22 protein-coding genes are annotated in these 19,922 nt (G+C 58.8%); 12 read left to right on the top strand and 10 right to left on the bottom strand.

The features are described from left to right. Positions 1–3: 3 nt before the first annotated feature. The 3 genes from H0484_RS07215 to H0484_RS07205 all read right to left on the bottom strand — a co-directional run bounded on the left by H0484_RS07215 (position 4) and on the right by H0484_RS07205 (position 2,419). Positions 4–684, bottom strand: a complete 681-nt coding sequence (locus H0484_RS07215; RefSeq protein ID WP_226953874.1) for a protein-L-isoaspartate O-methyltransferase family protein — start codon at positions 682–684, stop codon at positions 4–6. A 105-nt stretch (positions 685–789) separates the two neighbouring features. Next, positions 790–1,608, bottom strand: coding sequence for a bifunctional hydroxymethylpyrimidine kinase/phosphomethylpyrimidine kinase (gene thiD, locus H0484_RS07210; RefSeq protein ID WP_226953873.1), 819 nt, complete (start codon positions 1,606–1,608; stop codon positions 790–792). A gap of 10 nt (positions 1,609–1,618) precedes the next feature. Beyond that, the gene (locus tag H0484_RS07205; RefSeq protein ID WP_226953872.1) at positions 1,619–2,419 is read right to left on the bottom strand and encodes a thiazole synthase; all 801 of its coding nucleotides are present in this window, start codon (positions 2,417–2,419) and stop codon (positions 1,619–1,621) included. 190 nt (positions 2,420–2,609) lie between these two features. Here H0484_RS07205 and H0484_RS07200 point away from each other — a divergent pair, with 190 nt between their 5' ends. Then, on the top strand, positions 2,610–3,419 hold the full coding sequence (locus tag H0484_RS07200) for a helix-turn-helix transcriptional regulator (RefSeq protein WP_226953871.1): 810 nt from the start codon (positions 2,610–2,612) through the stop codon (positions 3,417–3,419). Between the two features lie 27 nt (positions 3,420–3,446). Here the strand turns inward: H0484_RS07200 and argJ are convergent, their stop codons facing one another. Beyond that, complete coding sequence (gene argJ / locus H0484_RS07195) at positions 3,447–4,673, bottom strand: bifunctional glutamate N-acetyltransferase/amino-acid acetyltransferase ArgJ (protein WP_226953870.1); 1,227 nt, start codon at positions 4,671–4,673, stop codon at positions 3,447–3,449. A 25-nt stretch (positions 4,674–4,698) separates the two neighbouring features. Next, the gene (locus H0484_RS07190; RefSeq protein ID WP_226953869.1) at positions 4,699–5,217 is read right to left on the bottom strand and encodes a MarR family winged helix-turn-helix transcriptional regulator; all 519 of its coding nucleotides are present in this window, start codon (positions 5,215–5,217) and stop codon (positions 4,699–4,701) included. Positions 5,218–5,479: 262 nt separating this feature from the next. Here H0484_RS07190 and H0484_RS07185 point away from each other — a divergent pair, with 262 nt between their 5' ends. The 6 genes from H0484_RS07185 to H0484_RS07160 all read left to right on the top strand — a co-directional run bounded on the left by H0484_RS07185 (position 5,480) and on the right by H0484_RS07160 (position 12,833). Further along, positions 5,480–7,819, top strand: coding sequence for a bifunctional salicylyl-CoA 5-hydroxylase/oxidoreductase (locus tag H0484_RS07185; RefSeq protein WP_226953868.1), 2,340 nt, complete (start codon positions 5,480–5,482; stop codon positions 7,817–7,819). Then, positions 7,816–8,595 carry an SDR family NAD(P)-dependent oxidoreductase gene (locus H0484_RS07180; protein WP_226953867.1) on the top strand — a complete coding sequence of 260 codons (780 nt, stop codon included), beginning with the start codon at positions 7,816–7,818 and terminating at the stop codon, positions 8,593–8,595. Before H0484_RS07185 ends, H0484_RS07180 begins: the two co-directional genes overlap by 4 nt. Positions 8,596–8,632: 37 nt before the next feature. Continuing rightward, the gene (locus tag H0484_RS07175) at positions 8,633–9,484 is read left to right on the top strand and encodes an enoyl-CoA hydratase family protein (protein ID WP_226953866.1); all 852 of its coding nucleotides are present in this window, start codon (positions 8,633–8,635) and stop codon (positions 9,482–9,484) included. Between the two features lie 2 nt (positions 9,485–9,486). Next, positions 9,487–10,659 (top strand): acyl-CoA dehydrogenase family protein, encoded by a 1,173-nt coding sequence (locus H0484_RS07170; RefSeq protein WP_226953865.1) that lies wholly within the window; start codon positions 9,487–9,489, stop codon positions 10,657–10,659. A 40-nt stretch (positions 10,660–10,699) separates the two neighbouring features. Then, positions 10,700–12,346 (top strand): AMP-binding protein, encoded by a 1,647-nt coding sequence (locus tag H0484_RS07165; RefSeq protein ID WP_226953864.1) that lies wholly within the window; start codon positions 10,700–10,702, stop codon positions 12,344–12,346. Between the two features lie 76 nt (positions 12,347–12,422). Further along, on the top strand, positions 12,423–12,833 hold the full coding sequence (locus H0484_RS07160; RefSeq protein WP_226953863.1) for a RidA family protein: 411 nt from the start codon (positions 12,423–12,425) through the stop codon (positions 12,831–12,833). A 112-nt stretch (positions 12,834–12,945) separates the two neighbouring features. On the opposite strand, the gene H0484_RS07155 is transcribed toward H0484_RS07160, so the two are convergent. Both H0484_RS07155 and H0484_RS07150 read right to left on the bottom strand, forming a co-directional pair. Continuing rightward, on the bottom strand, positions 12,946–14,142 hold the full coding sequence (locus H0484_RS07155; protein ID WP_226953862.1) for an NnrS family protein: 1,197 nt from the start codon (positions 14,140–14,142) through the stop codon (positions 12,946–12,948). After that, positions 14,135–14,542 carry a group III truncated hemoglobin gene (locus H0484_RS07150; protein WP_226953861.1) on the bottom strand — a complete coding sequence of 136 codons (408 nt, stop codon included), beginning with the start codon at positions 14,540–14,542 and terminating at the stop codon, positions 14,135–14,137. The genes H0484_RS07155 and H0484_RS07150 overlap by 8 nt, the downstream gene beginning before the upstream one ends. Positions 14,543–14,783: 241 nt before the next feature. Between H0484_RS07150 and H0484_RS07145 the strand changes: the two genes are divergently transcribed. After that, a complete protein-coding gene (locus H0484_RS07145; protein WP_226953860.1) occupies positions 14,784–15,764 on the top strand; it encodes a glycosyltransferase family 2 protein in 981 nt (326 codons plus the stop codon). Here the strand turns inward: H0484_RS07145 and H0484_RS07140 are convergent. Beyond that, positions 15,761–16,171 (bottom strand): GtrA family protein, encoded by a 411-nt coding sequence (locus H0484_RS07140; protein WP_226953859.1) that lies wholly within the window; start codon positions 16,169–16,171, stop codon positions 15,761–15,763. The genes H0484_RS07145 and H0484_RS07140 overlap by 4 nt on opposite strands. 26 nt (positions 16,172–16,197) lie before the next feature. Here H0484_RS07140 and H0484_RS07135 point away from each other — a divergent pair, with 26 nt between their 5' ends. From H0484_RS07135 to H0484_RS07120, 4 genes are all read left to right on the top strand, one after another. Further along, complete coding sequence (locus tag H0484_RS07135) at positions 16,198–17,031, top strand: ChbG/HpnK family deacetylase (RefSeq protein ID WP_226953858.1); 834 nt, start codon at positions 16,198–16,200, stop codon at positions 17,029–17,031. Continuing rightward, positions 17,016–17,357, top strand: coding sequence for a TIGR01244 family sulfur transferase (locus H0484_RS07130; protein ID WP_226953857.1), 342 nt, complete (start codon positions 17,016–17,018; stop codon positions 17,355–17,357). Before H0484_RS07135 ends, H0484_RS07130 begins: the two co-directional genes overlap by 16 nt. Positions 17,358–17,490: 133 nt before the next feature. Beyond that, positions 17,491–17,952, top strand: a complete 462-nt coding sequence (locus H0484_RS07125; protein WP_226953856.1) for a universal stress protein — start codon at positions 17,491–17,493, stop codon at positions 17,950–17,952. Between the two features lie 243 nt (positions 17,953–18,195). Continuing rightward, complete coding sequence (locus H0484_RS07120) at positions 18,196–18,744, top strand: YaeQ family protein (RefSeq protein WP_226953855.1); 549 nt, start codon at positions 18,196–18,198, stop codon at positions 18,742–18,744. A gap of 52 nt (positions 18,745–18,796) precedes the next feature. Here H0484_RS07120 and H0484_RS07115 read toward each other — a convergent pair whose 3' ends face one another. Beyond that, positions 18,797–19,021, bottom strand: a complete 225-nt coding sequence (locus tag H0484_RS07115; protein WP_226954121.1) for a formate dehydrogenase subunit delta — start codon at positions 19,019–19,021, stop codon at positions 18,797–18,799. A gap of 26 nt (positions 19,022–19,047) precedes the next feature. Further along, positions 19,048–19,917, bottom strand: coding sequence for a formate dehydrogenase accessory sulfurtransferase FdhD (gene fdhD / locus H0484_RS07110; RefSeq protein ID WP_226953854.1), 870 nt, complete (start codon positions 19,915–19,917; stop codon positions 19,048–19,050). Positions 19,918–19,922 lie beyond the last annotated feature (5 nt).

Genomic DNA, 19,922 nt, shown 5'->3' with positions numbered 1-19,922 from the left:
GATTCAGAATTTGAATTGGGAAAGCGTAATGCCGCGTAGCGGCTTGATGACTGTGTCGAACAGACCTTCGGACTCGAAGCTGGCAGCGCTGGTGCGCGTGATGCGCATTGCTGTCATGACGGAACCGGTGCCGACTACGGCCACTAAGCGCCCACCGACACAGAGCTGATATTTAAGGGCATCGGGTACACAGGGCACCGAGCCGGTCAGCAAAATGGCGTCGTATTCGGCGGTACCCCAACCTGCGTGGGCGTCGCCGATCTCGATGCGCACATTATCGACTTGGTTGCGCTGCAGGTTCTGACCCGCATGCGCAGCGATGCGACTGTCGATTTCTATGCTGGTGACTTGCTGTGCCAGTTGCGCCAGCAAAGCGGCTTGGTAACCCGAACCCGTGCCGATTTCGAGCACGCAGTCGGTGGGTTGCAACAGCAAATCTTGTGCCAAGCGTGCTTCGACTTTGGGCGCCAGCATGACTTCATGCGTATCGACGTTATTGACGATGAGCGGTAGCTCGACATCGGTGAAAGCCAGCGCCTGCATGCCCGATGGCACGTAGCGCTCGCGTCTCACGCGGGATAAGACCTCGAGCACTTTGTGGTCTAGGACGTTCCAGGGGCGGATCTGCTGCTCGATCATGTTGAATCGGGCATCTTCGATGGCGGAAAGATCAGTGGCGTTCATGTCGGCAGGCAAGAGAGAAAACCCATGATCCGTCAATTGTACCGATTCAGTCGGCTGAATGTAGACGGGGCAGGGGGGTAGAGTAACCTTGTGGAACGGAAATCGTTACCACCAGGCGTGAAAATGCTGGACCGGGCCGTGACCAGAGCCGACCTGCAAGCGGTCGGCCTGGGCAATGGCCTTGGCTAGATAATCGTGGGCGCGTTGCGCGGCTTGCGGTAAGTCGCCATTGAGCTGCGGCAACAGGGCCGCCAGGGCGGCGGAAAGCGTGCAGCCGGTACCATGGGTATTAGCGGTGTGGATGCGGCGACCGGGCAGCTCTATCATGCGATCACCGTCGTGCAGCAGGTCTACCAGCTCGTCGCCGGGCAGGTGGCCACCTTTCAAATACACCCAGCGATGGCCGTTATCAGCCATCAGGCGGCGTAGGCGCTCGGCCAGGCGTCGCATCTCTTTGGGCGTTTCTACGGTACCGCCCTCAACCAGCACAGCGGCCTCGGGGAGGTTAGGCGTGATCACGGTGGCCAGTGGCAGCAGGCTGTCGCGCAGTTCTGTGACGGCGGTGGGCTCTAGCAGCGCATCGCCGCTTTTGGCAATCATCACGGGGTCAAGCACGATATGCGCCGGCAAACAGTGGGCCAGGCGTTCGGCAACAGCGCGCGTAACGGACTGATGGCCCAGCATGCCGATCTTGACGGCGTCTACACGGATGTCTTCGAACAGGGTGTCGATTTGCTGCGCCACAAAGCTGGCGGGAACCGGGTGGATGCCGGTGACGCCCTGCGTGTTCTGGGCGGTCAGTGCGGCAATAACCGCCATGCCGTATGCACCTAAAGCGCTCATGGCCTTGACGTCGGCCAAGACGCCGGCGCCGCCCGAGGGGTCTACGCCGGCAATAGACAAGGAGTTAGGGATGGAAGCCATGGCGCGCGTGTCAGGATTGCGTGGAGCCTATGAGGCCTTCGGGGGGAGAGCTGGGGTCGGCGCTATAGAATTTGCGGGGGATGCGGCCTGCCAAGTAGGCATCACGGCCTGCCTGAACCGCATTCTTCATGGCGCGTGCCATGAGAATCGGGTCGCGCGCGCCGGCAATAGCGGTGTTCATCAGCACGCCGTCGCAGCCAAGCTCCATGGCGATCGCCGCATCGGAGGCGGTACCGACACCGGCGTCAACCAGCACGGGCACCTTGGATTGATCGATGATGAGGCGCAGGTTCCAGGGGTTGAGAATCCCCATGCCCGAACCGATAAGAGACGCCAATGGCATGATGGCAACGCAGCCTATGTCTTCCAGCATGCGGCATTGGATGGGGTCGTCTGCGCAGTAAACCATGACCTCAAAACCTTCTTGCACCAATGTGCGGGCGGCGGCCAAGGTTTCGGGCATGTTGGGGAACAGGGTCTGGGGGTCGCCCAATACCTCTAGCTTGACCAAGCTATGCCCGTCCAGCAGTTCTCGCGCCAGGCGCAGTGTGCGCACCGCTTCGTCTGCGGTGTAGCAGCCTGCTGTATTGGGCAGAATGGTAAATTCTTCCGGGGGAACCGAGTCGAGCAAGTTGGGTTCGCCGGGGTTTTGGCCCAAATTGGTGCGGCGAATAGCCACGGTGACGATTTCCGCGCCGCTGGCGTCTATGGCCTCACGCGTTTGCTGAAAGTCTTGGTACTTGCCGGTACCGACCAGCAGCCGCGAACGGTAGGCCTTGCCGGCGATGACTAGGGTGTCGGATGAGTGCATGTTGGTGATGTTGGGAAAAAACGAGCGCCCCCGGTGTCAGGGGCGCAAGACTCAAGGATAATCCATTTGCCGTACCTTGTGGCTGAGCCTTGGTGATCGGGCAGCCGGCGCCGCTAGCCGGGGTGACTAAAAGCAGGAACAAAACGGCAGTCGGGCAGGGCGGCGGACCCGCGCAAGAAGAAGGTTGTATATGACGACACATGACAATAAAGAAGATGGGCACGGTTTAGCGCGTCGACGCGATCTGGCCGAGTTCCTGCGGGCCGTTCGCGCACGCGTGGCGCCCGCCAGCGTAGGGTTGCCGGCGGGTGGCCGGCGGCGCACGCCAGGCTTACGGCGCGAAGAAGTCGCTCAGTTGGCGGGTATCAGCGTGACCTGGTACACATGGATGGAGCAAGGGCGGGAGATATCGGTGTCTCCTGCCGTGTTGGCGCGGCTGGCGTCGGTACTGCAGCTCACGCGCGCCGAACGGCATTATCTGTTCGATCTGGCGGAAAGCACCGACCCTGAGCCTCCTAAAGACGATGAGACCCGACTCCCCACCGGCCTGGATGCCTGCGTGCAGAGCATAGTCGCGCCTGCCTACATTCTTGATCGTTGCTGGAATGTGTTGGCGCGCAACCCGGCCATGCTGGATTTGTTCGACGGCTGGCCCGACCGCGACCCTCAGCCCAATCTGCTGCGCTACATTTTTCTTGACGAGGCAGCGCGGCATTTGGTGTCCGACTGGGACACCCGTGCACAGCGTGTGATTGCCGAGTTTCGTGCCGATGTCGCAGCCTATGCCGACGACGCGCCGGTTCAGGCCTTGGTAGACGAACTGATGGATAGCAGTCCCCTGTTCGCCCAAGGCTGGACCCGCCGAGCAGTGGTTGAACGAGAAGGCGGGCTGAGAGTGTTCAATCACCCCCAGCACGGGGAGCTGCGTTTTCAACAGTTCACTTTCAGATTGGCGATTCGCCCGGATTGCAAGCTGGTCATGCTGCCGCGAGAATCCTGAGAGGCGGCGCATACCCCTTTTCAGCCCTTAAGAGCGGTAATCGGCGTTGATAGTGACGTAATCGTGAGAGAAATCAGTGGTGTAGACGATTTCCGTGACATCGCCGCGCCCCAGTGCAATGCGCACCTCGATGTCGGACGCTTTCATGACGCGCTGACCATCAGCCTCTTGGTATTCGGGGTGAAGCTGCCCCTGGCTGGCCACGTGTACGCCACTGAGCCAGAGTTCTACTCGGCCTACGTCCAGGTCGGCAATGCCGGCATAGCCTATGGCCGCCAAAATGCGCCCCAGGTTGGGGTCGGAAGCGAAGAAGGCCGTTTTTACCAGCGGTGAATGCGCCACGGCATAAGCCACTTTAAGCGCCTCTTCGCGATTACCCGCTTGCTCGACTTTTACGGTAATGAACTTGGTGGCGCCTTCGCCGTCGCGCACCATATTCTGGGCGAGCTCAAGCGAGATTTCGAAGATGGCTTGGCGCAGGCCTGCGTAGGCGGGATGCGTTTCGGTATCTATGATCAGGCCGCTTTGGCCCGTGGCGATCAACACGTAAGAATCGTTGGTCGACATGTCGCCGTCAACCGTAATGCGGTTGAAGGACTGATTGGCCGACTCTAGCGCCAGTTTGCGCAGCAGGGCGGTAGGCAGGCCGGCGTCGGTGGCCAGGTAGCTCAGCATGGTGGCCATGTTGGGGCGTATCATGCCGGCGCCCTTGGTGATGCCGGTAATCGTAATGCTATGACCTTCCAGGGTGATCTTGCGTGAGCTGATCTTGGGCTGGGTGTCTGTGGTCATGATGCTGTAAGACGCTGCCAGCCAATTATTGGCTTGGCAGTTTTCTATGGCGCGTGGCAGGGCGGCGACGATACGGTCTACAGGCAAGGGTTCAAGAATGACCCCAGTGGAAAACGGCAGCACCTGATCGGCCTCCAGGCCCAACAGCTTTGCGGTTTCAATGCAGGTGGTTTGGCTGGCTTGCAGGCCGGGTTCGCCGGTGCCTGCATTGGCATTGCCTGTATTGACCACCAGCGCGCGTATGTCGGTACGCGCCGCCAAATGGGCTTCGCAAACCTGTACGGGCGCAGCCCGGAAACGGTTGGTGGTAAAGATACCCGCCACAGTGCAGCCCGGCGCCAGGCGGAATACTGTGAGGTCGTCGCGACCGGCCTTGCGCACGCCGGCTTGGGCAATGCCGATTTCGACGCCGGCAACGGGGTGGATGTCATTCGCGGAAGGGATGAGCAATGGCAGAGGCATGGTGTCGACGTCGCAAAAAGCCAGATTATCGCATCGTCAGCCGTGGTTGTATCAGTTGCTTGAGTTCGGCCAGCCCCTCATACAGGGCGTAGTGCGTGCCAGAGGGTAAACCGGTCAGCAAGGTTTGTATCCATTGCTCGTGGGACTGCGCCATTTTGCGAAACGTGCGTTGACCCTTGGGCGTGAGCTTGATGATGGAACTGCGCCTATCGGTGGCAACCTTGCTGCGTTCTACCAGGCCGTCGCGCTCTAGCTGATCGGTGATACCGGTGATATTGCCGTTGGTCACCATCATGTGGCGCGAAAGCTCGCTCATTTTCATGCCTTCGGGCGCGCGATCCAACTGGGCCATCAGGTCGAAGCGTGGCAAAGTGGTGCCATACTCTATGCGCAGGCGGCCACGCACTTCGGTTTCCAGCAGGTTGCAACAGGCCAGCAGGCGTAGCCACAGGCGTAGGTCGTGGTGGTCGTCTTGGCTAACGCGGCTTTCGATGTCGGGCGGGGGGTCGGCAGGGAGCGGCGTTGGGGTGGGAGGGGTTGTCATGAGCATCAGAAAAAGCTTTAACGTATCAATGCTTTATTGTTCAACAAACCTAAAATGTTTAAGTTTCAATGGCATCATACTGGCAAAATCCGCGTGTGGACGCTTGGTAGGCCCGTCAGCCCCTGCGCTATGGGGAAAACGCGTATAAAAAAAGTCTTGCTAGTGTCTTTTTTACGCTATATAGTTTAAGCTTAAAGTATTTTGATGGGCCCTAGTTCTACCCGGGCGCTGAGACTAGCCAACTGGCATATGGAGAACCAGCATGAAAATCGTTTGTATCGGTGGAGGGCCAGCCGGCCTGTATTTTGGTCTGCTCATGAAACTCAGCGATCCCAAGCATGAGGTTACAGTCATCGAGCGTAATCGTCCCTACGACACCTTCGGGTGGGGCGTGGTGTTTTCCGATACTACCCTGGAAAATCTGCGCGAGGCTGATCCTGTCTCCGCCGAAGAGATCGGTCAGGCGTTCAATCACTGGGACGATATCGAAACCTATTACAAGGGTAGTGTGCAGCGTAACTCCGGTCACGGCTTTATCGGCATAGGCCGCAAAAAGCTGCTGAACATCTTGCAAGCGCGTTGCGAACAGGTTGGCGTCAAGCTGGTATTCGAAACCGAAGTCACCGACGACCAAGAAATTGCGCAAAAGTACGATGCCGATCTCGTCATTGCTTCCGATGGTCTGAACAGCCGCATCCGCACCCGCTACGAGTCGACTTTCCAGCCCGATATCGACACACGCGCCTGCCGTTTTGTGTGGCTGGGCACCGAAAAACAACTAGACGCCTTCACTTTTGCCTTCGTCGAGAACGAACACGGCTGGTTCCAAGCACACGCCTATAAATTTGAACCTGGCATGTCCACTTTCATCGTCGAAACACGCGACGAAACCTGGCAGGCCGCCGGCCTGGACAAAATGAGCCAGGAAGAGGGTATTGCTTACTGTGAAAACCTGTTTGCCGACTTGCTGGACGGCAACAAGCTGATCAGCAATGCGACGCACTTGCGCGGTTCGGCCATCTGGATCCGCTTCCCTCGCGTTATTTGCCATACCTGGGTGCACGAACAAACCCTGCCCAACGGGCGCAAGGTGCCTATCGTTCTGATGGGCGATGCGGCGCATACGGCTCACTTTTCCATCGGTTCCGGGACCAAGCTGGCGCTCGAAGATGCCATCGGCCTGCGCCGCTCCATTCTGGCCAACAATGGCGATCTCGAAGCCGCGCTCAAGCACTACCAAGACACACGCAGCATCGAAGTCTTGCGCATTCAGAACGCCGCCCGTAACTCTACCGAATGGTTCGAGAACGTGGCGCGCTACGCCAACATGGAACCCGAGCAGTTCACCTACACCATGTTGACGCGTTCGCAACGTATCTCGCACGAGAATCTGCGCTTGCGCGATGCCAAGTGGATAGAAAATTTCGAACGTTGGTTTGCCGAAAAGGCGGGAGTCAAATCCACTGACGGTCAACCCGTACCGCCCATGCTCACGCCGTTCAAACTGCGCGACGTCACCCTCGATAACCGCGTCGTGGTCTCGCCTATGGCCATGTACTCATGTGTCGACGGCGTGCCCGGCGACTTCCACATGGTGCACCTGGGCTCGCGCGCCATGGGCGGGGCCGGTCTGGTCATGGTCGAAATGACTTGCCCTTCTCCCGAAGCCCGTATCACCCCCGGATGCCCGGGTCTCTGGAATGATGAACAAGAGGCTGCGTTCAAACGCATCGTCGACTTTGTGCATGGCCAGACGCACGCCAAAATTGGCGTTCAAATCGGCCATGCGGGCAGCAAGGGTTCTACCAAAGTCAGCTGGGAAGGCACGGATATGCCGCTGGACGAAGGTAACTGGCCATTGGTGTCGGCTTCCGCCATCCCCTACATCCCGGGGGTGTCGCAAGTGCCTCAAGCCATGACCCGCGCCCAGATGGATCAAGTTCGTGACGAATTTGTGGCGGCTACCCGTCGTGCCGCCAAGGCTGGCTTCGACTGGCTCGAACTGCATTGCGCGCACGGCTATCTGCTGTCCAGCTTCATTTCGCCGCTTACCAACCATCGCGACGACGAATACGGTGGTTCGCTCGAAAATCGCCTGCGTTACCCCCTTGAGATTTTCAAGGCCGTGCGTGAAGTCTGGCCCGAGAACCTGCCTATTTCCGTACGTATTTCGGCTCACGACTGGGTCGAGGGCGGCATCACCCCCGACGACGCGGTAGAGATCGCCAAGTTCTTCAAGGCTGCGGGCGCCGACATGATTGATTGCTCGTCGGGCCAAGTCAGCAAAGACGAACAACCGGTGTATGGCCGCATGTTCCAAACGCCTTTTGCCGACCGGGTGCGCAACGAAGCCGGTATTCCTACCATTGCGGTGGGCGCCATTTTCGAAGCCGATCACGTCAATAGCATTGTGGCCTCGGGTCGCGCCGATCTGTGCGCGTTGGCTCGTCCGCATTTGGCGGACGCCGCCTGGACACTGCGCGAAGCCGCTCATATCGGCTACACCGGCACCAACTGGCCTAAACAGTACTACCCCGCCAAGCGTCAGCTTGAAACCAACTTCGCTCGCGCCGCTGCTTACGCCGAGCAGCTGGTTAAATGAGCGCCGATCGCGCGCGCCATGCCCTGGTTACCGGTGCCTCCCGAGGCATCGGTTTTTCTGTGGCGCAAAAACTGCTGGCTCAGGGCTTGAACGTTACGTTGATGGGGCGTGGGCAAGCCGGCCTAGAGGCCGCTTGCGCCAAGCTGGGGCATCCCGACCGAGTGGGGTGGGTATCGGCAGACATCGGCGATGCCGCAGCGGTGCGTCAGGCATTCGAACAAGCGCAGGCCCGCTTCGGCGTGGTCAGCGTATTGGTCAACAACGCCGGCCAAGCGGTCAGCGAACGCTTCGATAGGCTGGACGAAGCCGGTTGGCACAATATGATTGCCGTCAACCTCACGGGCACTTTCCACTGCATTCAGGCAGCTTTACCGGGCATGTATGAGCAAAAATGGGGGCGTATCGTTAACGTCGCCAGTACCGCCGGCTTGGTGGGCTATGCCTATGTGTCCGCCTACTGCGCAGCCAAGCATGGGGTGGTGGGGCTTACGCGCTCGCTGGCCCTAGAGGCTGCGCGCAAAGGCGTCACCGTCAACGCCGTCTGCCCGGGCTACACTGAAACCGACCTGGTGCAAGAAGCCCTGGACAACATCATGAGCAAAACAGGCCTCTCGCGAGAGCAAGCCAAGGCCAAACTGGCCGAAGGCAATCCGCAAGGCCGGCTCGTACAACCCGAAGAAGTCGCTGACGCCGTCGCCTACCTATGCCAGGAAGGGGCGTCCGCTATCAACGGCCAGGCCATCCCTGTGGATGGCGGGGAAGTCATGGTGGGGTGAGTCCACCCCGCCTTTTAAAGAATCGAAGGAGCCAGTCATGACTCAAGAAGAACACACGATGAAGCATCACATCCGCCCGATGGCGGATTACCAAGCCAAGAATTTTCTGTGGTCGGTATCCGAAGACGGCAAGGTGGCCACCATTACCTTGAATCGCCCTGAGCGCAAAAATCCGCTCACGTTCGATTCGTATGCCGAATTGCGCGACCTCTTCCGCAGTCTCAGCTATGCCTCCGACATCAAGACTGTTGTCATCACCGGCGACGGCGGTAACTTCTGCTCGGGCGGCGACGTCTATGAAATCATCGGCCCGCTTACGCGCATGACCATGCCCGAGCTGCTGGCTTTCACGCGCATGACCGGCGATTTGGTGAAAGCCATGCGCAACTGCCCGCAGCCTATCGTTGCTGCTGTCAATGGCGTATGCGCCGGAGCCGGCGCGATTCTCGCCATGGCGTCCGACCTGCGTCTGGGCACGCCCGACACGCGTACGGCTTTCCTGTTTGCCCGCGTGGGCTTGGCTGGGGCCGACATGGGCGCTTGCGCCATTTTGCCGCGCATCATCGGCCAAGGCCGCGCCGCCGAACTGTTCTACACCGGGCGTGCCATGACGGCGCAAGAAGGCCAAGCTTGGGGCTTCTTCAATACCTTGCACGAACCCGATAGCGTGCTGCGCGAAGCGCAAAAGCTGGCTGGCCAAATAGCCAACGGCCCTATGTTTGCCCACAGCATGACCAAAAAAGCCATGCATCAAGAATGGAGCATGGGCGTGGACGAAGCTATCGAAGCCGAAGCACAAGCGCAGGCTATCTGCATGCAGACCCAAGACTTCCGCCGCGCTTACGATGCTTTCGTAGCCAAGCAAAAGCCTGTTTTTCAAGGTGACTGATCATGAGCGATAAGACATGGCTGGAGTGGCCGTTCTTCGATGAGCGCCATACGCCGCTGGCTCAAGAACTGGATAAATGGTGCGAAGCCACGCTTGCCGACATAGACCATCACGATACCGACGAGGCTTGCCGTCAGTTGGTGCGTGCCATGGGCAAGGCGGGCTGGCTCAAGGTTGCCGTCCCCAGCGGGCCTGATGGCGCCTGGGGCGGTCGTTGGCCCCAGATCGACTCGCGTGCGGTATGCATTGTGCGTGAAACGTTGGCCAGGCACGAAGGCTTGGCCGACTTTGCCTTTGCCATGCAAGGCTTGGGTAGCGGCGCTATCTCCATTGCCGGTAGCGATGCGCTGCGCAAGCAGTACTTGCCTCGCGTAGCCAGTGGCGAGGCGATTGCCGCCTTTGCGCTCACCGAGCCTGAGGCGGGCTCCGATGTTGCCGCCATGTCTTGCTCAGCCGTTCGTGACGGCGATCATTACGTTATCAACGGCGAAAAAACCTGGATATCCAACGGGGGCATCGCCGATTTCTACTGCCTTTTCGTTCGTACCGGCGAGGCGCCTGGTGCACGTGGTATCTCGGCTTTCGTCGTCGACGCCAATACGCCTGGTCTGCATATCGCCGAACGCCTTGACGTCATTGCGCCGCACCCCTTGGCACGCCTGGAGTTCAAAGACTGCAGGGTTCCCGTCAGTCACATGCTGGGTGAACCTGGCCAGGGCTTCAAAGTCGCCATGATGACTTTGGACATCTTCCGCGCCTCGGTAGCCGGTGCGGCGCTGGGCTTTGCCCGCCGTGCGTTGGATGAAGGCCTGCACCGCGCCCGCACGCGCAAGATGTTTGGCCAGACGCTGGCCGACCTGCAACTGACGCAGGCGGCGCTGGGTGATATGGCCATGGAAATCGACGCGGCGGCCCTGCTGACTTACCGTGCCGCCTGGAAGCGTGACGTGCAAGGTCAACGCACCACTCGTGAAGCCGCAATGGCCAAGATGGCCGCTACCGAGTCCGCGCAACGCGTCATTGATCGCGCCTTGCAGATGTTCGGTGGTCTGGGCGTCAAGTCCGGCATGCCGGTAGAAAAACTCTATCGCGAAATTCGTGCGCTGCGTATCTACGAAGGGGCTACGGAAGTGCAAAAACTGATTATTGCCAGAGAACTGCTCAAAGAGGCCTGATAAGCGGCCCGCCCAGAAAAGAGAACCAGGAGATAACGCCATGCAAGCATCTGCCCACGTCGACACGTTCGCGCGAGACAACCTGCCACCGCCCGAACAGTGGCCTGAACTTATACTCGAAGGCAATCCCGATGTCGCCTACCCGGCGCGTCTGAATTGTGCGGTAGAACTGGTGGACGCCCACGTCCAGCGCGGTGATGGCGACCGCATCGCTTTGCAATGGCGTGATCTCGCCACCGATGAACCTCGCGGCATGAGCTATCGCGAGCTGGCAGAATTGACCAATCGCATCGCCCATGTGCTGATCGACGACATGAAGCTGGTGCCTGGCAATCGTCTGTTGCTGCGTGGTCCTAACAACCCCATGATGGCGGCAACCTGGTTGGCGGCGGTAAAAGCGGGGCTGGTGGTCGTGGCCACCATGCCGCTGCTGCGCGCGGCCGACCTAAAGCCCATCATCGAGAAAGGCCAGATTCAGGCTGCCTTGTGCGACAGCCGCTTGCGCGATGAGCTCGAACACTGCATGAATCCGGCCCATGCTTCGCATAGCCCCGAACTCAAGCAGGCGCTTTATTTCATGGACGACAGTCCGCAGGGGCTGGAAGCCTTGGCCGCTGCCAAGCCTGCGCAGTTCACTGCTTGTGATACGGCAATCGATGACGTGTGTGTGATTGCTTTTACCAGCGGCACAACAGGCAAGCCCAAGGGGTGCATGCAGTTTCATCGCGACGTTCTCGCTATGTGCGACACGTTCTCGCGTCATATCTTGCGCACCAATCAAGATGACGTCATCTGCGGTACGCCACCCTTGGCCTTCACGTTCGGCTTGGGCGGCATGCTGTGCTTCCCCTTGCGGGCAGGCGGCAGCACGGTGCTCATCGAAAGGTTGACGCCCGCCGAGTTGCTGAAAACGGTGCAAGATTTCAAGGTGACCATGACTTTCACGGCGCCCACCTTTTACCGCCAGATGGCCGAGATCGCAGATCAATACGACCTGTCTTCCTTGAAGACCACGGTGTCGGCCGGCGAAGCCTTGCCCGACGCCACCCGTCAGTTGTGGAAGGACGCCACCGGCATAGAGATGCTGGATGGCATAGGCGGCACCGAACTCATACACGTTTATATCTCTTGCACCCCCGAAGACACCCGTCGTGGCGCCATCGGCAAGGTCGTGCCGGGCTATGTCGCTCAAATCGTCGATGACGATATGAAGCCGGTTCCCAATGGCACAGTGGGCAGACTGGCGGTCAAGGGTCCTACGGGATGCCGATATCTGTCGGACGAGCGCCAGCGTACCTTCGTGCAGCAAGGCTGGAACTTGCCTGGCGATACCTTCATGATGGACGACGACGGGTATTTCTTTTACCAGGCGCGCAATGACGACATGATCATTTCGGCGGGCTATAACATCGCCGGCCCCGAGGTCGAAGACTGCCTGATGACGCATGAAGCCGTAGCCGAATGCGGCGTTGTGGGGGTTTCCGACCCGGCACGTGGTTCCATCGTAAAAGCCTTCGTGGTGCTCAAGCCCGGCTTCGAGGGCAACGAAGCGATGACCAAGGCATTGCAAGACTACGTCAAGGCCAATATCGCCCCTTATAAGTACCCCAGGGCTATTGAGTTCATGGACAAGCTGCCGCGTACTGAAACCGGCAAGCTACAGCGTTTCGTTCTGCGCAAGCAGTAGTTTTTCACAGGCAAGCCACCGCCTTGATCGCAATATCGGCCAAGGCGGCAGGGCCTATTTCACCGAGAGGTAAACAATGAAGTTCTTGCAACCCCCCGAGTGGCTCGAGCCGCGTGGATACGCCAATGGCACCATGGCCGAAATGACGGTCGGCAGCCGCATTATTTTTGTAGGTGGCCAAATCGGCTGGAATGGTCAGCAGCAGTTCGAGACTGACGACCTGGCCGACCAAGTGGGCCAAACCTTGCGCAATATCGTTGAGGTGCTGAAAGAGGGCGGTGCCGGCCCCGAGCACATCACGCGCATGACATGGTATGTGAAGGACAAGAAGGAATACGTGGCTGCTTACAAGGGCATAGGCCAGCATTACCGCGCCATCATCGGCAAGCATTTCCCTGCCATGACGGCTGTGGAGGTGGCTGACTTGGTCGAAGACCGCGCCAAGGTCGAAATCGAAGTCACCGCCGTGGTGCCGCCTGCCGCCTAATGCTGGCTTGCAGATTTTCGGGGCCAGGCTAGAACGGGGCTCCGGGAGCAAGAAGGGCGGTCTACGGGCTGCCTTTTTTGTTACCGTTGGCCGTATTAAAACGATAAAGTGCCTAAGGCGTGGGCCGCACCAGCATGGGCATGAATCGCCACAAGTACATCAGGAAAGCCAAGACCCACAGTGTGGTGGCGCTGTGCAGTAAAGGCACGATAGCGGGCGTGGGGAACAAGGCGGCCAACCGTAACAAAGTGGCTGCCAGGATCAGCCAGTAGCTGATGACCATGCTGGTGTCCAGTGCCAGGGGACGGCCCATGTGCCCGAGTGCGGTACGGGTGATCATGCCTATGATCAACAGCCCGAACCCCCCCATGCCTATAACGTGTACCGGCGTTGCCAGTCGTGCAAACCAGGCGCCGCCTATGCCGGCAAAATGCGCGGCGGAGGCAATCAAGCCTAGGCCCAGAAAGGCATAACCTAGATACAGTACCCATAGAATGGGTCGCCCACGAACAGCCCAGGGTTTCCAGCGCAAGACCTGAAACAGCGCAGCGATACCCACTAAAAACAATAGCGGCGCTGCCGCGACGGCCTGCTTGAAAGCCAACAACAGCACCGCTAGCAAGGTCAATACCAGTTGAGCCTGGCCCAAGCGAGTCAGCATGGGAATCTTCAACTGTGGCACGGCACGCATGGCAAAGAAGGGGATAACGCGCCGTGCGACCAGCAGTGCAATCATGGCCATGCAGATCATGCCCAGGCCAAAATAATGCATTAAGCGAAGGTAGTCACCCTCCAACACAGCCCACAAAAAGAAAGCGTGACTCAAGCCTAATCCGGCGACCAGAAAGGGAATGCCCAGGTTGCGCTTGCTTGCGCCGCGAATCATGACGCGCATCAAAGCAGTGGCACTGAACAGATAAAAAGCGGTTTCTGCCAGACCCGCCACAAAAAAAGCAGGCATGCTACCTGCCAAATACCCTGCACGCGCAATGATCCATAGCAAAACGATTATGGCCAGGGGTGTCCCCTTCATGGGGTTATGGCCTGTCCAGGTGGCTGCGGCAGTGAGCAAGAAGCCCACGGCAATGGTGCCGACACAGCCCCAAAGCATCTCATGAGCGTGCCACACCATGCCGTTCATGGGGCCATCCAACCATTGGGGCGCAAAGACCCATAAGGCTGCCGCCACCGCGGCCCAGAGGGCGCCCGCTGGGTAGAGCGGGCGAAAGCCCAGGCTAAGAAAAGCACGCCACTGGGGTTTGCCGCCTGTAGGGCGGCCAGGTTCTTGAATGCGGATGACGCTAGCCATGACGAATTTCGGTAACAGGTCGTTCGGGTTGTCTATGTAACTGGTAGCCAAACCATAAGCTGCGCGCAATGCGATGCGCAAGCTCCTGGGCCCTCTCTGCCAGCGCTTGGTTGGGCAGGGTCTGTGTGGTTTCTTGAAACAAAGCCAGCCAGTGTTCGAACAGCTCGGCCTTCAGGTCGGGCAGGGCAATGTGCTTGGGCATGGGTGTGCCGTCGTAGGTACCGGCCCCCAGCAGCATGGAAGACCAGAAACTGACCATGCGCGCCAAGTGAACATCCCAGTCATGGACGTGCGCATTGAAGATGGGGCCCAATGTTTCGTCTTGACGAATGCGGTCGTAAAAGGAATGGACCAGGGTGGTGATTTCTTCCTGGGTGCACAAGGTGTCGCGCTGTGTCATGGCTAAGCCCCTATAGTGGTAGCGAAGGAAGCTGCAGAAAAAGGTATGAGGCTAAAAGATATATTTTATATGAATCTTTTTGTCGTGAGCTATATATAGGTGCTACTGAGGGTAGTCATCGTTGTGCGCGGAAGCCTTTCGTTGCAATCGGTATTGGGGTGGATTACATTGGCGAGGTTTCACACGCCTAGTCTTATCGGGCGCCACTTCTGTCGATCTGGTCTTTGCCGCCTTGCTTGTCGTGACTACTCGCTCCCCTTCTACTATTAGCTGCGTTGTACCGTGCTTCAACGAAGCCGCGAATCTGCAGGTGCTGGTACCTGCCTTGATGGCGGTGCTTAAAACCCTGGCCGACAGATACGAAATCATACTGGTAGATGATGGTAGCCGTGATCATACGGTACAGGCACTGACGCCCCTGCTGCAAGCGCATCCTCAACTGGTGATGATCGAGCTGTCGCGTAATTTTGGCAAGGAAGCGGCGCTCAGTGCGGGCCTGGCTGCCGCTAAAGGCCAGGTGATCATCACCATGGACGCAGACTTGCAACATCCCCCGGCATTACTGCCCAAGATGCTCGAACGTTGGAGCGAAGGCGTGCAGATGGTGTATGCGGTACGCGCAACCCGCCGCGATGAGTCCTGGGCTAAGCGCATGGGGACGCGCTTCTTTTACAAACTTATGCGCACTTCGGGCGGGCCTTCCCTGCCAGAAAATGCAGGTGACTTCCGTTTGATGGATCGCGTGGTGGTAGACGCCTTATTGATGCTGCCCGAACGCAATCGCTTTATGAAAGGCTTGTTTGCCTGGGTGGGGTTTCGCGCCGAGCCGCTGGCTTACGAACCCCCCGAACGCCTGCATGGGCGCAGCACGTTCAAGCCTTTCAAACTATTCGACTTTGCGCTGGACGGCCTGACCGCCTTTACCACTTGGCCCCTGCGCATGGTCAGCACATTGGGCATGTTGATATCGCTCATGTCTTTTGTCTATGGCGCATTCATCGTCATCGACTATTTCGTCCATGGCAACGAGGTGCAAGGCTGGGTCACCTTGATTACCGTGATTCTGTTTTTCTCTGGCATCAACCTGCTATCGGTGGGGGTGTTGGGCGAGTATGTCGGGCGTATCTTCAACGAGGTCAAACAAAGGCCGGTATATCTTGTACAGGCCCGGCGTGGCCAAGGCTTGGCTAAGCCTACAGACTCTGATGGGCCACAAGTTTAGTGTGGCGAGGCCGGTTTAGGCGGTAGACGCCGGAAGGCCCAGAAGCGGCTAAGCAAGAAGGTCAGGGCGGCTACGCCTACCAACACAACAGCCAGCGCCACGTCGTAGCGCAAGCCAGTGGTGTGCAGCAGTAAGGCATAAGCCAACTCGTTCAGTATGAAGCCCAGCAATGCAACGCCGAAGAACCTGAGTGCAGCTTGTTTCCAGGGGGCGTGCTGATGTTTGAAGGTAAGATGGTAATGACCAAACAGCGACACGTTGAACGCTACCAGCCAGCCGGCTACGTTGGCCAGCAGGGGTGCCAAGCCCAAAAGCTCAACGCATAGCACTGCCACGGCCCAATGGGTGGCGGCGGCGCTGCAGCCGACAATAACAAACCACGACAATTGCGTAAGCAGTGTGTTCATTTAGCAAGCATGACAAGGGAGTAGCGATGGGCGGGCAGCAGGCAGCCAAGCACATCATCATTTGTGCTGATGATTTTGGCATGAATTCGGCGGTAAACCAGGGCGTGTTGGAACTGGCGCGCCTGGGGCGCTTGAATGCCACCAGCTGTTTGGTAGACGGCCCGCAGTTTGGCGCTGATGCCGCTGCTTTACGAGATTCGGGGCTAAGCGCAGGCCTTCATCTGAATTTTACCGAACCCTATCCCGCAGCGGCCTTGATACATCCCTTGGGAACGCTGATTCGAAAAGCTTATCTACGGCGCTTGAATCCGCGCCTGCTGCGTGATCAGATCGCGCGTCAGTTTGACCGTTACGAAGACCTCATGCAGCAAGCACCGGACTTTGTTGATGGTCATCAGCACGTACATCAACTGCCGCAAATTCGAGAGGCTTTATTGGGCGAGTTGGCGCGCAGGTATGCAGCGCACCCTCCGTGGCTGCGTTGCACCACGGCTTTGCCGGTAACCGGCTTACCCCTAAGCTACCGTTTCAAGGCGGCGGTGATTCAAACGCTGGGGGCAGGGGCGCTGGGGAGGCTGGTAAAGGGGCGCTTGCCCCTGAGTCGCAGCTTAACCGGTGTGTATGATTTTCAAGGCGGCGAGGCGTCCTACGCCCGGTTGTTGAAAGCCTGGCTGTCCCAGATGCGCGAAGGGGATTTACTAATGTGCCACCCCGCCAGCCATATAATGCAAGGTGATATTTTGGGCGAACAGCGAGTGGCGGAATTTCGCGTACTGGCAGCCCCAGAAACCGGGCAGCATCTGGCGCGCCTGGGCCTCACCCTTACACTCCCAAGGAGACTCGCATGTCCGTACCCCTGAATCGCCTGAGCGAAGGCCTTGCCGTTGCTCCACAACTGGCGCCCCAAGACATGGCGGCAGTGGCACAGGCCGGGTACCGCAGTGTCATTATCAACCGCCCCGACAACGAAGGCGGGGCCGAGCAGCCTACCTCTGAGCAGGTGATGCAAGCGGCTCGCGAGGCGGGTCTGCAAGTGGCCTACCAACCCGTGGTCAGTGGCGCCATGACGCTCGAAGACGTTCAGCGCTTCAAGCAGCTTCTTGAAGAGCTGCCCGCGCCAGTGTTGGCGTATTGCCGTTCTGGCACTCGTTGCACGAATTTGTACCGCGCTTCCCAGCAGATTTGATTCTGCGCAAAGTAGGCGTCATTACCCATTTTCATCGCCTCGGGCTTGGCTTAGCATAGACGGTAGTGGCTGGCGTCTTAAAACCGCGCCTGCGCGTACCACCCGTCGTTATCACTCAACATTGGAAACCGCCATGTTCAAGAAAATCCTCATCCCCACCGATGGTTCGCCGCTGTCCGCGCAGGCTGCCAACAAAGGCGTGTGCCTGGCCCGCCAAATCGGCGCCGAAGTCGTCGCCCTGCACGTCTCGCAGCCTTTTGCCGCCACCGTGGGCTTCGATGGCATGGCCGCCGCGTATGCCATTACCGACGAAGACTACGATAAAACGGCTGCCAAGCAAGCCGAGAAATACCTGCAATCCGTGCTGGATCGCGCCGAGACGGCAGGCGTGAAAGCCACGGCTCACGCTGTCTCTAACTTCAATGTGGCCGACGGCATCGTTCAGGCAGCCACCGATAACGGCTGCGATCTTATCTTTATTGGCAGCCACGGACGCAGTGGTTTGTCGCGTCTGTTGCTGGGCAGTGTCACGGTCAAGGTGTTGGGCTTGGCGCACACCGCCGTGCTGGTCTATCGGGTCAAAGAGTCCGACTAAGCCGTCGCGCCATGCCCACACGCATATTCACAAAGGTGGGTATGCGCGTGTGGGCATGGCGTGCTTTTTTTCAGTTACTGCAATCGCTAGTAACCCGAGTCAACAAACTTTGCCGAACCAGGCATTGTTTAATCAGCACCTCAACAAGGCAAGCCCGCTTACGTTATGATGCGGCTCGAATGAGTGCCGACAGGATCAGGAAAGTGTTTCCTCGATCACCGGACAGCCTTGAAAGAGAGTGACATGGCTTTGCGTTCCACCGTCTATAAAGCGGATATCCACGTTGCCGACAATGACCGTGCTTACTATGGCAGCCATGCTGTCACGGTTGCTCGTCATCCTTCGGAGACGGACGAGCGCCTGATGGTCAGGTTGCTGGCCTTTTCTTTACATGCCGACGAAGAAGACCGCCTGGCTTTTACGCGGGGCCTCAGCGAAGTCGATGAACCCGATCTGTGGCGTCTAGACTTAACGGGGGCGGTAAAACTATGGGTGGAAACCGGTTTGCCGGACGAGCGGCGCCTGCTGAAGGCATGTGGCCGTGCAGATCAGGTGGTGGTTTATGCCTATGGCCGCAACGCGGACGGCTGGTGGGCGGGTGTAAAAAACAAATTGTCGCGCGCGCGTAACCTGACGGTCTACGGTTTGCCTGTGCAGGCGACCCAGGATCTGGCGGCATTGGCGGCTCGTAGCATGAGCCTGAATGTGAATGTGCAAGACGGCACGGCGTGGGTAACAGCGGACTCCGGTGAGGCCAGTGTTGAGGTTTTGCTTTGGCGCGAAGCTGAATAAAAAACAGCGGCCTAAGCCGCCGTGGGTATAACGCCAGTTGCGATGACACCTACTAGGCGCGAGGACGCAGCGAATCCTTATTACGCTCAATGGCTTCAAGCGTAAATGGCGTCAGTGTTTGACTACCGGTGGAACCGTCGGGTTGCTGTGCCAGAAAATCCAGCAACGCGGTGCGCATGCGGGGTTCCCAAAAGTTACGGATATGAGTGGCAATACCAGACATGCTCTCTTCGCGGTCGGGTTGCGACTCGAAAAAATCGCCTATACGGTTAGCCATGATGATCAAGGTGTCGATGCTGTTGTTCACGGTAAGGATTCCGAATCTTGTGTCCCCAGATGCTGGGGGTGTGCGTAAGCGGTAAAGCCCTGATTGCGCGCAAAGCCAATCAGTAAAACGCCCAACTGCTGGGCGGTTTGCACGGCGTAACTGGTGGGCGCCGAAACGGCAGCAACGGCGGGTATGCCCACTGCAGCTGCCTTCTGCACCATCTCGAAACTGGCCCGGCTAGAGATCACCGCCATCCCCTGGGCCGGGTTCAGCTGCTGGCGCAGCAAAGCCCCTATCAGCTTATCCAGCGCATTGTGGCGGCCCACGTCTTCGCGCACATAGAGTAGCTCGCCCTCTAGCGTGGCCCAAGCGGCGGCATGGGTAGCCCCGGTTTGTTGATGCAAGGGTTGACGTTCGCGCAGCGCCTGCATGGCGCGCACAATGGCAGAGGGCAGTATGGGGTAAGGAGGGCCCGCTACCGGTGGCAGCGGGCGCACGACGTCGTCCAGGCTTTCCAGGCCGCATAGGCCGCAGCCTGTACGACCGGCCAGCGTGCGGCGACGACGTTTAAGCTGATCCAGGCAGGCGCTGGCTATGCTTAATTGCGCAATCAAGCCCTGCGGCGTGGGCGTGACTTCGATGTCGTAGACGTCGGCAGCACTGCGTACGATGCCTTCTGTAATAGAAAACCCCAGGGCTAGATCTTCGATGTCGCACGGTGTGGCCAGCACGGTAGCGTGGCTGATGCCGTTGTATTCCAGCGCGATAGGGGTTTCTTGCGCCAGCCAGTCAGCCTCTGGCGTAGCCAGGGGCTGAGCGTCGCGATAGCGATGGACTTGCGCCTCCAGGACGCCGTTCGAATCGGCATCCTGGGTGGCGCAAGAGACAGGAGCAGGCGCGTGCATAAGGC

Origin of the sequence: Mesopusillimonas faecipullorum, from assembly GCF_020539505.1 — a bacterium.
Taxonomy (GTDB): Bacteria; Pseudomonadota; Gammaproteobacteria; order Burkholderiales; family Burkholderiaceae_B; genus Mesopusillimonas; species Mesopusillimonas faecipullorum.
Note: the sequence above shows the minus strand (reverse complement) of the source record. Positions and strands in the feature narration are given on the sequence as shown.